Source organism: Gilliamella sp. wkB171, from assembly GCF_001693755.1.
GTDB lineage: Bacteria > Pseudomonadota > Gammaproteobacteria > Enterobacterales > Orbaceae > Gilliamella > Gilliamella apicola_F.
In genome coordinates, this window is record NZ_LYST01000043.1 from 486370 (window position 1) to 499750 (window position 13381).

9 protein-coding genes are annotated in these 13381 nt (G+C 35.5%); 5 read left to right on the top strand and 4 right to left on the bottom strand.

The features are described 5' to 3' along the window. Positions 1–59: 59 nt before the first annotated feature. The 3 genes from A9G03_RS08280 to A9G03_RS08290 all read left to right on the top strand — a co-directional run bounded on the left by A9G03_RS08280 (position 60) and on the right by A9G03_RS08290 (position 4527). The gene (locus A9G03_RS08280; RefSeq protein WP_065798915.1) at positions 60–758 is read left to right on the top strand and encodes a hypothetical protein; all 699 of its coding nucleotides are present in this window, start codon (positions 60–62) and stop codon (positions 756–758) included. Positions 759–924: 166 nt separating this feature from the next. Then, positions 925–3579 carry a bifunctional uridylyltransferase/uridylyl-removing protein GlnD gene (glnD, locus tag A9G03_RS08285; protein ID WP_065798916.1) on the top strand — a complete coding sequence of 885 codons (2655 nt, stop codon included), beginning with the start codon at positions 925–927 and terminating at the stop codon, positions 3577–3579. A 24-nt stretch (positions 3580–3603) separates the two neighbouring features. After that, positions 3604–4527 carry an AEC family transporter gene (locus A9G03_RS08290; RefSeq protein WP_065798917.1) on the top strand — a complete coding sequence of 308 codons (924 nt, stop codon included), beginning with the start codon at positions 3604–3606 and terminating at the stop codon, positions 4525–4527. Between the two features lie 41 nt (positions 4528–4568). Here A9G03_RS08290 and A9G03_RS08295 read toward each other — a convergent pair whose 3' ends face one another. From A9G03_RS08295 to A9G03_RS08310, 4 genes are all read right to left on the bottom strand, one after another. Continuing rightward, positions 4569–5411: an aldo/keto reductase gene (locus tag A9G03_RS08295; RefSeq protein WP_065798918.1), complete on the bottom strand. Its 843-nt coding sequence runs from the start codon at positions 5409–5411 to the stop codon at positions 4569–4571. A gap of 45 nt (positions 5412–5456) precedes the next feature. Beyond that, entirely contained in the window at positions 5457–6131 is a 675-nt protein-coding gene (locus A9G03_RS08300) for an HD domain-containing protein (protein ID WP_218056778.1), read from the bottom strand. 21 nt (positions 6132–6152) lie between these two features. After that, positions 6153–7550, bottom strand: coding sequence for a hypothetical protein (locus A9G03_RS08305; protein WP_143425837.1), 1398 nt, complete (start codon positions 7548–7550; stop codon positions 6153–6155). A 61-nt stretch (positions 7551–7611) separates the two neighbouring features. Further along, positions 7612–9114: a hypothetical protein gene (locus A9G03_RS08310; protein WP_143425838.1), complete on the bottom strand. Its 1503-nt coding sequence runs from the start codon at positions 9112–9114 to the stop codon at positions 7612–7614. A 311-nt stretch (positions 9115–9425) separates the two neighbouring features. On the opposite strand from A9G03_RS08310, the gene mprF reads away from it, so the two are divergent. Together mprF and A9G03_RS08320 are read left to right on the top strand one after the other, a co-directional pair. Then, positions 9426–12074 (top strand): bifunctional lysylphosphatidylglycerol flippase/synthetase MprF, encoded by a 2649-nt coding sequence (mprF, locus tag A9G03_RS08315; RefSeq protein ID WP_065798921.1) that lies wholly within the window; start codon positions 9426–9428, stop codon positions 12072–12074. Position 12075: 1 nt separating this feature from the next. Further along, entirely contained in the window at positions 12076–13347 is a 1272-nt protein-coding gene (locus A9G03_RS08320) for a virulence factor family protein (RefSeq protein ID WP_065633112.1), read from the top strand. Positions 13348–13381: the final 34 nt, after the last annotated feature.

Sequence of the window (13381 nt, forward strand, 5' to 3'; positions counted from 1 at the left end):
TGATCTATTACTAAATTTGCTTACTATATGAAAGAACTAAAAAAGGAAAAGGAAATCTAATGAAAAAAATAATTATAGCTGCAATGTCTTTTACATTATTTGGATGTGTAAGTGATATTAAATATAACTATGTACCTGAAACATCTCAAATCAGTTTTCCAGAACTCAATACAGTTACAACAACCTATATTGGTGATGACATGATTCGCCAGGGAAATATAAAATTAGTCGATACTATTTCTTTTAGTTCTAAAACAGATATTACTCGAACTATACAATCTTTCATTATTGATGCTGGTGACTATCCAAAATTAGGTGAAGATAAAACCTATCTATTTTTCGATTCAAAAAGTATCGATGGAAAATCAATAGTCAAAAGTTATACCAACTCATTGCCAGTTATTGGAATTCGCGTTAGAAAAGATAATAATAAAAATGAAGTTTGTTTGTCTTTCCCCACTGGCACTGACTTTTGTAACTATGATAAACAATATCAATTCAAGAAAGTTAGCATAACAGGTGAAAACCAATTCCAACAAATATTAATTTATACAGGAAAAATTGGAAATAAAATTAATATAGGATATCGCGAGTTTAGCAATAACATGGCAAGACCTGCTTTTGCGAATAATGCCGAATATGACTTGTCTAGTTCCAAAATTATACGTTATAAAGGTGCGGTTATTGAAGTGTTAGAAGCGACTAACCAGTACATAAAGTATAAAATGCTTAGTAACTTTAATACACAAACAAAATAATCATCAAATGCGCCAACCCACATTTCCATTCACCAAAGGAACAAACGCTTGTTCCTTTTTATACATTAACTATGTCAATAATTATATCAATAAACCGTTGCTTGACAGTTATCTAAAATCGGGTAAGGATATTAGCATTAAATTGTTTTGATTTGATATAATCGCTATGACTCAAGCAAATCTTTATTATCCAATCTCACCGCTTAATTTTAACGATGAGCAAATAAATACTCACTATATAAAACAGCAACTTGAAGAATTTCAGAACTGGTCTGTTAGCCAATTTAAACAAAATGTCGATATTGATATATTGGTGCATTTACGGAGTCAATTTATTGATGATTTGCTCAAAAGACTCTGGCAGTACTACCAAATTCCAGAACAAGTGTCTTCACTGTTTAAGCAAAACCGCCTATCCTTAATTGCCGTAGGTGGATATGGTCGTGCAGAACTTCATCCTCTATCAGATATCGATATTTTAATATTAAGTGATAGTGCACTGTCAAAAGATCTTGAAAAACGAATTGGCGATTTAGTTCGCTTGCTATGGGATTTACATTTAGATATTGGTCATAGTGTTAGAACATTAAAAACGTGTCTGCAAGAAGCTAAAAACGATATCACCATTATGACCAATTTAATTGAATCGAGATTAATATGTGGTAACGCTTCATTATTAAAAGAGCTGCAAAAACAGATTTTTAGTCATAAAATTTGGCCTTCAGCAGCTTTCTATCAGGCTAAAGTTAAAGAACAACAAGAACGACATCGGCAATATCATAGTACCAGCTATAATCTTGAACCGGATTTAAAAAATAGCCCAGGCGGTTTGCGCGATATGCAAATTATTCAATGGATTGCTGTTCGTCATTTTGGTGGTGAGTTTTTAAAAAAAATAGCTGATTTTAATTATTTAACGCCTGAAGATATTGAAGAGTTTAAAACCTGTCGCAAGTTCCTTTGGCGTATGCGCTTTGCCCTGCATAGCGTGATTAACCGTTATGACAATCGCTTGCTGTTTGATCGCCAGCTCAGTATTGCTAATCTGCTCGGATACCAAGGTCAAGGTAATACGCCTGTTGAAAAAATGATGCATGATTATTATCGTGTTGCACATAATATTACCGAACTTAATCAGATGTTATTACAACTGTTTGATGAATCGATACTTGAACTTAATGCTCAAAGTAAAACCTATAGTATTGATGAATATTTTCAGGCAAGAGATGACTTGATTGATGTAAAAGACAATAATCTGTTCAAACAAGATCCTGTCATGATTATACAGCTTTTTTATACCATCTTACTAAATCCTCAAATCACAGGGCTATACTCAAATACAATTAGGCAATTACGTTCAGCGCGGCGACAATTAACAACCTTGCTATGTGAAGATGAAAAGGCAAGATCATTATTTTTAAAAATTATCAAACACCCAGATGCAATTAAAAAGGCTATATTACTGATGCATCAATATGGTATTTTGACTGTCTATATTCCTGGTTGGAAGCACATTGCAGGTATGATGCAATTTGATCTATTCCATGCCTATACAGTTGATGAACATACTATCCGCTTGCTACTTGAACTTGATAGTTTTAAAACTCAAGCCAGTAAAGAAAAACACCCGAACAGTTCAAACGTTTTTGCCAAACTATCAAAACCTGAATTATTAGTTATTACTGGATTATTCCATGATATCGGTAAAGGTCACCATGGTGATCATTCTGAAATAGGGGCAAAACTGGTTGAAAAGTTTTGCCAACTACATAAACTTGAGCCAAAAGATACCGACTTAATTGTGTGGCTAGTTCGCTATCATTTACTTATGTCAGTCACGGCCCAAAGTCGTGATTTACAAGATCCTGCGGTTATTAATGAATTTATTCAAATTGTTAAAAGTGAGCGCCGTTTACAATATTTATTATGTTTAACCGTTGCCGATGTGTGCGCAACTAACGAAACACTTTGGAACAGTTGGAAGCAAAGTTTAATGCGTGAACTGTATTTAACCGCAAAACGATCATTCGATTCAGGAGCTCATCATATCCCTGAACAACGAAGTATTGCTCGCCAACATAAACATGAAGCATTCGAAACCTTGCTCAAACAACATTACGATGAACAAAAAATCAAAAATTTGTGGCAAGATTACCGTGTTGACTATTTTCTGCGCTATACTACTGAACAGATTGTTTGGCATGCGCAAATGCTATTGCAGCATGATTTAACTCAAACATTTGTAGCGATCAACCCTGATCCGTACCATGGTGGCAGCGAGATAGTTATTTACTCACCAGATCGACCTTACCTATTTGCCACTGTTTGCAATATTTTAAATAATCATAATCTGAGCATTCATGATGCATTAATTATTACCAATAAGAAAGGTTTTGCCCTTGATACATTTATTGTATTAGAACCAAATGGGCAAACATTACAACCAGACAGGCATTACAGTATTATAAAATCACTTGAAAAAGCTTTACAGCAACCGGTTTATAAAGGCGTAACAATAAAACCGCCTAAGCAACGATTGCGTTCATTTTCAGTGCCCACTCAAGTCAATTTTTTATCTGCCTTTAATGAAAGCCAGACTTATATGGAGCTAATTGCATTAGATAGGCCGGGATTACTTGCCTGTGTTGGTGAAGTATTTGCAAAACTAGAGTTATCATTAAGTAGTGCTAAAATCGCAACTATCGGTGAACATATTGAAGATTTATTTATTTTAAAAGATAAACACAACAATGCACTTGATGATAATACTTGTAATATATTACGAGATTCGATAGTAAATACTATTGATTCGATGAATTAATTAACCAATTTGAAGATACCGTTTATGCAATTTTTTATTATTTTATTTCCAATCTTCTGTATTTTTGTCGTTGGATTTATTGCACAAAAAGCACTAAAATTTGATGTAGCAAATTTATCTAAAATGTCGCTTTATGTGCTTTCTCCTTTTTTATCATTCAAAACGTTTTATACTCACACCTTAACCACAGACTATCTATTTTATATTGTCTATATTTTTGGTCTTTGTTTCTTATTAGTTAGTGTTGTCTCAATTTGGTCGTTGATCATGCGTTATTCAGTCAAAGAACGTTGCGCCATGATTCTGAGTTCTTGTTTTATGAATAATGGTAATTATGGTACACCGGTATTACTGGTTTTTTTTAGCACAGTAGGCTTCGATCTTGGCGTTATTATGATGGTATTGCAACAATTTGTGATGAGTACCGTTGGTATCTACTATGCAGCAAAAGGCAGTGCTCGTAGCGATATTGTCAGTCAAAAAGATGTCATCAATAAAGTCATTCGCATGCCTGTTGCTTATGGTGCTTTTTTGGGGATTATTTTCCAGTTGTGCCACATTCCTTTGTCAAAATCCATTATGACATCCATTGGTATGATTGGTGATTCATCAATTGTGATTATTATGATAATTTTAGGTATGCAATTAGCTAAAATTCGGATTAAACAACTCGATTACCCTAAACTTTCATTTTCGCTATTAACCCGTATGGTTATCTCACCACTTGTCGCTTGTTGTTTAGTCTACTTTATGCCTATTTCACCGGTTTATAAACAGGTACTCATTGTGTTAGCCGCAATGCCCAGTGCCGCTAATACCACTTTAATGTCAGTACAATTTGATACGCATCCTGAATTAGTTTCAAGTGCAACCCTAGTCAGTACATTATTAAGTTTAATCACATTACCGACTGTATTATGGCTGGTAGGCGCGCCCGTACCTTTTTAACAAATAGTTTTTTACTTTTAAAAAGCGCATATCTGCATAAATTAAAAACCATTATTGTTATACACATCATCAGGATTAGGTCCCGTGCGTAATTTTTGATTTAAGCAATTAATTTTTCTCATCTCGTCAGAGGTAAGTTCAAAATCAAAAATATTAATATTTTCAGCAATCCGATCCGGATGCGCTGACTTTGGGATCACAATATAACCATTTTGTAGGTGCCAACGTAAGGCAACTTGTGATAAAGACTTATTATAACGATCGCCTATTGCAACTAATACCGGTTCATTGAGTATTTTATTGTGAGCAAGTGGTGACCATGCTTCAATTGCAATATTTTGCTTACGCAAGTAGCGCACTAAGTCTATTTGTGTTAAGTAGGGATGAATTTCTATTTGATTAATCATCGGCTGAATATTTGCTTGACTAGCCAGTAACTCTAAATGTGAGATATGAAAATTACACACACCAATGGCTCGAACACGTTTTTCCTCATAAAGCTTTTCAATTGCTCGCCAAGTTTCAAAAAAAGTATGATGAAGCGGCCAATGCACTAAAAACAGATCAAGATAATCAAGTTGTAAATCCTTTAACGATTGTTCAAAACTTGCTAACGTTTTTTTGTAACCTTGATTGGCATTGCTCACTTTTGAAGTAATAAATAATTCACTACGATCGATACCACATTGTTTAATCGCCTGACCGATTTGTTTTTCGTTTTGGTAAAGTTGCGCGGTATCAAAAGAACGATAGCCAACTTTAATAGCCGTATTAATTGCTTGAGATATTTGATCAAATTCAGTTAATTTAAAAGTACCAAGACCAAGTTGTGGCATTACTACATTATTACTTAGAGTAATTTTATTATCGCTAGTTATCGTCATCACAAACCTCTCCCATACTATTTAACACATTAAACAGCGGTACAGTTAGTCATCACCCCTCCACTCTTTTTCAAACTGATTAACAAACTGAACTAAAAAATCATGTCGCTGTTCAGCAATGTTTTTAGCAGTTTGCGTATTCATCATACCTTTAAGTAAAAAAAGTTTCTCATAGAAATGATTAATTACTGTATTCGGTTGTTTATAACTCTCTTCAGTCATCGGTATTCTTGGCAAAATGGTAGGATCATGCATGATGTTATGTTTATTACCACCATAATAGAATGTACGCCCTATTCCTATTGCGCCAATGGCATCAAGTCGATCGGCATCTTGTACAATCTTACCTTCAAGGGATAATGGCTTTTTATCACTCAGGTTTTTCCGGTAAGACATATTTTCGATAATAGAAAAAATAGCAGTAATTTCGATTTCCGTAAGGTCCTGTAACGTTAGGAAACAACGTAATTCATCAACCGCTAATTCCACATTAGACACTACTTTTTCATCAATTACATCATGTAAATAAGCACTTAAAACAACAATAAAATAATTAGCATTGGGTTCATTGAGTAAGATTTTTTGTGCCAATTTAACTACGCGTTCAATATGTGCCATATCATGGCCTGAAAAATCATGGGCAAGCTTTTGTTCTACAAAAATTTTTACGGCTTGCATAGCACGTTGTTGATGTTTAGTTAGCGGTGAATCTTTCATCATTTAAACCTTTTTTTATTTTGCTTAATTAGGACTAATACAAGCAACTTTAGCTTTATCTGTCCAATAATCAATCATCCCTATGTTAGAGTGAACTTGCAAATAATAAGTTTTACCACCCTCTTGGAAGCTATTTGCGCTCCAATAAACAGCGCCGGAAATAAAATGGCTTTCAGGATAATAATAGTTGTTTGTCTCGCCCCATTGAGAAAACAGTCCTCCATCGATCCGGCGTTGATAGTGACGACCTAACCCAGGTAATCCACCAGTCCAAATTGAATTATAATTTGCATTTGTTAATTGAGGTAAAGTCGGTATTTGATAACCCAAATTATCACAATATTGTTTTGCTTGTTCAAAAAGCATACTGGTATTTTCAGCCTGAACAATAAACCATTTTTGTATAGTAAAAGCATAAATTTTATTGGTTTTAGCTTTATCTTTATATAAGATGAATGTCGTAGCAATAGCAGCTTTGGCTGCTTGTGCTGCATCAGCGCTACTTGTCGGCCCAGTTAATTGAATTTTGGCTTTAGAACCATTACCCGTGATGGTTAAATTAATTGCTGAATCAGTGGGTATTTTATCAAAGCTCATATCCGATGGTGAACTATCAAGTAAATTCAGATAAAAAAATAAACCATTCTCACCCATAGTTGGAAAATTTAATTCTGGATGCGTTAAAGATTGCCGTTTAAAACCTTTAGCATCATCCCATTGATTTTCTGGTCCTGAATAGTCCGTTCCGCCCCAACTGTTGCCTTTGCTGTCATTGACTGATAAATTTGGCTCCGCTGAATAAGTACAGGCACCATTAGGCGGAGAAAAATAGTAAGTGGTACTATTTGCGTCAAATGCAACCGTATTTGGCTGACCATATTTAGTAGATAATGTGCCATTCATATGATTCAAGGTAAAACTATAAGGCGCATAACAATCACTTAACTCTTTATCCAATGCGATAGGGATACCGTTGGCATCTTGAATTGATAATATAAGATCCCCTGTTGCTGTGATATCACCATCACCATCTTGATCAAACCAAAAACCGTTAGTCGCAAACACCTCAGTTAAAGAAACGGATGCTTGGTTTTCAGGAATTAAGGTTTTAAAATCGTTGGCTTTGATCGATTCCCCATTTAATTGTATGGGTACTTGCTTTGATGAAGTGTTGGTCGCTTTTGTAAATTTTCGTCCATCAGGTAAAGTGATTAATAAAAGATTATCGGTATAAAATGAGCGCGTTTTACCGCCATCGAAAGAGATATAAGGAGCCGAACCTTGTATGGTATTTGTTGTTTCGACCGCTTCAACATAAGGTAAACCCGCATTCACACTGTAACAAACAATGCCAAGACAAGCTATTATCATTTTTGATATCAATAAAGCTAAACTTGATTTTATCGCTGCTAAGTCACACATTTCAATCAACCGAGTTATTTTAAACAATACATATGGTTTCATCACTAATTGTCGCAATACGTTAATTAGGACTGATACAAACCAGACTACCATATCCCCTTTTTTGAATTTGTCCCATATTTGAATAAACTTGCAAATCATTGCTAGTCAAGTAAATTTCATTTGGGTAAATGTCAGCTTGCGGATAAGAATTTAGATGAATTTCGCCCCACTCAGCAAACAATCCACCACCAATACGGCGTTGATAATTATTGCCTTGCCCGGCCAAACCACCATCCCAATAACTCGAAGAATCTTTTGAATTGGCATTGGTCAATTGTGATACTGTCGGTAATTGATAACCTAAATCACGACAATACTGTTTTGCTGCTTCATCAAAATTTTCCGGACGAGTTTTTTTAGCAATAAACCATTTTTTAATGGTAAAACTATATAGCTTTTGGGTTTTCGCCTTATCGGCATAAAGAATAAAGGTGGTGGCAACTGCTGCTTTACTTGCATCTTGCAAACTGGCGCCGTCAGCAGGACCGGTTAAAGTGATTTTTGCTTGATTACCTTTGCTGGTAATCTCTAAGTCAATGCCGGAATCGGCAGGTATTTTAGTAAAGCTCATATTACTGGCTGAATCAGCTAAATCCATGGTAAACAATAGCCCATTAGCGGCCATAGTTGGAAAGTTCAATTCTGGATTATCAAAAGATTGTTGTCTGAATCCTTTGGCATCATCCCACATGCCTTGCGGTCCTGAATAATTCGAACCTGACCAAGTTTTATGGGTATCGCTGAGGAATAAATTGGGTTTTGCCGATAAAGAGCAAGCACCCGGTGCCGGATTCAGGTAGTAAATCATATCAGTGTAGTTCAATGAAAAATGGTTAGGATCGCCATATTTAGTGGTGACATCACTCCCATCATGCATTAGCCTAAAGCTATAAGGCGCTTCACAATCGTTTAATTCATCATCCAAACTAAGCACTTGGTTATTGGCATTTTTTACAATCAATTGAAAATGACCGGTCGCCGTTATTTCACCATCACCATCGACATCAAACCAATAAGGACCAGAGTTGAGCACATCGGTCATGCTTTGTTGAGCAGTGATATCCTTGTTTTGATCTGAGCTATCTGCTGTTTGATTGTAAGGGATGATCGTTTTAATATCTTTAACTTTGGTTGGTGCACCGGTTAATTGAATCGGATTAGTGGTGGAGGAAACGTTATTTGAGTAATTAAATTCTCTGCCGTCAGGTAAAGTAATGACGAATAAATCATAAGTGGTATAAGCACGGCTTTTACCACCATCAAAAGTAAGATAGGGAGCCGAACCTTGTATGGTATTTACAGTCTTAACAGCTTGAACTACGGGTAATGCACTAAAAACATTAAAACTGAATAAACCCAAAAAAAACAGCACTATGGATAGTCGAATTAAATAAAATCGAGTCCTTATTGTTCGCAATAAATAAAAAATAATAGGAATGAACAAACCACAATATTTTTTTTTAGTAAAACGTTGCCTACTTGGCGCTCGAAGTCTATTTAGATTACCTATCTCTGTTTTCATAATAAAACAACTTATTAAATAATTATTGATAACAACCAAACAACAACTTTATGCTTTTTTACGAATAAACTATCAGTGATAACGCTTAAATTACTTTATATAAAGTGCAACTAAGGTTAAAAGTAAAATAACTATAAATCAATACATATTATCCCAAAAGTAATATTTATTAACCCATAAATATTTTTATTAAAAACTAATATCAACTAAATAAAAATAATCAATTAAAATAGTTGCTCAGTAATAATTAATGTTTTTTTTATATTTTTTTTATTTTGGGATGATTGTTTTCAACAAACTTGAAAGGTAGAATGCGCAAATCAAAAATTTATAAAGCAAATATCGGAGTTGCTCACGTGAAAATATCAGCGCGTAAAGTTTTGCCTTGGCAATTGATAGAATACTTCACTCGCTATCGCCAATTCCTAGCTTTATTATTTGGATTATCCATCTTTTTTATTGCTTTGATTGTTTGCTGGCATCTATTAAAAGAAATTAATCTTGATGACTTAAAATTAGCCGTTCACAACCTTTCACCGCAAGCTATTTTATTTGCTTGTTTATCGGCTATTGGTAGCTATTTAATGTTAATTTGCTATGAATGGTCAGCCGCGCGTTATGCAGGCGTAAAGCTAAAGCCTTCCATTATTGTTTTAGGTGGAATTTGTGCTTCAGCTATTGGTAATGCAATAGGTTTATCGGCGTTGTCAGGGGGCGCTGTTCGTTGTCGTTTATACTTCAAATATGGACTAACAACGATTGATGTGGCAAGAATGTCAATTTTTGTTACACTCTCTTTAGGCTTTACTCTACCATTACTGGCAGCGGCGGCAGCGTTAATTCATCCACATAATGCTATGGTTGCTTTACACTTATCCGAAAATGGCGTGATACTAATAGCAAGCATGCTATTTTGTTTTTATATTGGATTATTTATTTTCTTATACTGCAATCGTTTATCGGAAAAGCCTAATAAAGATACTCGCTTATTTAAAATCGCAAGATGGTCTATTCGTTTACCTAACTTACGTTTGGCTTCAAGCCAATTTATTATTACCTTCTTTGATGCTGTCTTAGCAGGGGCGATTCTTTACTTTCTACTACCTTCGCATCCAAATTTTATTACCTTTATTATGATTTACATTCTGGCATTAGTTGCTGGTGTATTAAGTCATGTTCCTGGGGGAGTAGGCGTATTTGAAGCAATTATGCTCGCCGCATTTTCATCTCAAATTGGTGCAGCATCTTTAACTGTAGCATTAGTCATTTATCGTATTATTTATATTTTAATCCCGCTTATCCCTGCCGGTATTTTGCTGTTAATCAATGAAGGAAAGCATTATTTAACTTCATCACAAGTCAAGCAAACTGAAACGGGAATTGCGGCCTCTATCATGGCTGCTGCGGTATTTTTTGCCGGTGTAGTGATGATGTTTTCTAGCATCATTCCTGGTTTTAATCATCGTTTTGTTGATGAATTTATTCCGAATAAAATTATCAATATAGCTCATTTAAGTGCGAGTTTGATTGGCGTTTTATGTTTATTACTCGCAATGGGTTTACGCCGACGTCTTTATTCAGCGTGGGGAATTACCGTTATTTTACTCTTGATTGGTAGCCTCTGCTCGGTGTTAAGAGGTCTACATTGGATAGAAGCCATAACTTTATTAGTTATTGCAATATTACTCATTAATTTTAGGCATGCTTTTTATCGAAAAAGTCGACTTAGTGTTATCCCCTTTTCTTTCAAATCTTTTGCCATTTGTTTTTGTCTGATTGCGCTTTTTGTTTGGCTTATTTTATTTATTTATCAAGATGTCCCCTATAGCCAAGATCTATGGTGGCAGTTTGAATTAGATAGCCGAGTACCACGAGCATTACGTGCAGCCTTAGGCAGTTTTATTTTGTTAAGTTCGATTATGTTAATCTGGTTATTTAGACCAGCGTTACCAATATTAGCTAAACCAGAAACAGAACAACTCAATAAAGCTTATCAGATCGTTTTAAATTCAAAACAGCCTGAAGGTGGCTTAGCGATGAGTGGCGATAAATCACTGCTGTTCAACCAAGAACAAACCGCCTTTATTATGTATGCAAGACGTGGTCGAAGCATGGTTGCGTTATTTGATCCGATTGGTGATATTGCTGATAGAGCTGACTTAATTTGGTCATTTCGTGATCTGTGTGATGAACACCATCTTCGCCCAGTTTTTTATCAAGTCAAAGCAGCTAATTTACCTTTTTATATGGATATTGGTTTACGTACAGTAAAACTTGGTGAAGAAGCATTAGTCAATTTAAAAATATTTGATTTAACATCAAAAGGTTATAAAGATCTTCGCTATACTTGGAATCGAGGGCAACGTGATGGACTATCCCTAAAATTTTACCCACCTGGAACTGCGCCGCTTGATGAACTAAAAGCGGTTTCAGATGCTTGGCTTAAAAATAAGCACTCAAAGGAAAAAAGATTTTCATTAGGGTCTTTTTCTAAAGAATATTTGGATAATTTTACGATAGCAGTAATTGAATACCAAGGACGCATCATTGCTTTTGTTAATTTACTTGAGACCGATCAACATTATTCGGCCAGTATCGATTTAATGCGGGTAATACAAGATATTCCCAAATTAACGATGGAATTTTTAATGGTAGGCTTAATTTTGCATTATCAAGAAAGAGGGTTTAAGTACTTTAGCCTAGGCATGGTACCATTGGCTGGTATGCAAAGGCGACGCGGTGCCCCATTAATTCAAAGGCTAGGTGCACTAGTATTTAGACGAGGTGGACGTTTTTATAACTTTCAAGGTTTACGTCGCTTTAAAGAAAAGTTTGCAACGCATTGGGAGCCACGTTATATGGCTGTTCCTGCTGGGCTCGATCCATTAGTTGCTTTGATCGATACGACTATGCTTATTTCTGGTGGTATCTCAGGTTTAAAAAAGAATAAAAATAGTTAATATGAAAAAATTTATACGCTATGCTTTATTATTTATTACGCTATTAATACTGATTATACTTGGCTGGTATTTTATAAAAAACCAAGAAAGTGCATCAGTTAAGACCGTAACAATCAATAATGAGTATTCCATCCTATCAGCAGCACCAAAACGCTCGGCTGAAGCAGCCGCAATTATTGTTGCCACGCCTAAAAATCATTTTACTGAACAACAATTATTAGACTTGTCAGAAAAAATGGGCGCCAAACTTGTCCAGTTTGAATTAAAACCCTCTGCCAGTTGTAGTGAGCAGCAAGCACGTTTTAAACAAGCAAAAAAAATTCTCAAAGAGAAAAATTTTGCTGTCGCAGGCATGGAAGAAGGTGCAGCCTTTGCTTATAGATGGCTAACAGAACAACAAAGTGATGATGCCAAAGCATTATCAATTGAATTTACCTTAGATCACAAAGATTGTGATGCACCATTACCGACGCAAGCCAGCCATGGTAGTTGGCAAGTCATTTGGAATAATCCACCGGATGATGATGTTGCTGTTTTCCCCCGGGAACAAAAAAATATCCATGTCACAACATCAATTGGTGAATACCAAGCTACGCCAACTGAACTACTGAGTTTACACTTATCATCTATTTTATTTGGTGAGCATGAACAACTACCTGTTATAGAATTACCTGCCAGAAGTAAAGAGATCCACCCTAAAACCATTACACTTTATTATTCTGGTGATGGTGGTTGGCGTGATCTTGATAAAATTTCGGCAGAATATATGGCTTTGCATGGATATGCGGTAGTTGGCGTTGATGCATTAAAACTTTTCTGGCAGCATCGTTCAGTTGAACGTAGCGCTAAAGATTTGAGCTATTTAATGCAACAGTACCGAGACAAATGGGGAACAACTCAATTCGTTTTAGCTGGCTACTCTTTTGGTGGGGATATTTTACCTGCACTCTATAACCGACTATCACCGCAAGATCAAAAAAGTGTCCAAGCGCTAATTATGATAGCTTTTTCAAAAGATGCTAATTTTGAAATTGAAGTAAGCGGTTGGCTCGGGCAATCAGGTGACGAAATGAAAACCGCACCAGAAGTTGCGCGGATTCCAGCCAATAAACTATTTTGCATCTATGGAGAAGAAGAAAAAGAGGATACCGGTTGCCTACAGCCAGAAATGAAAGGTGAAGCATTCCAATTGCCTGGTGGTCACCATTTTGATGAGAATTATGAACATCTTGGTCAAATCATTATGGACGCTATCGATAAGCGAGTACAATAATTAACAATAAAGGGGCAAAGGCCCCTTTAAATAT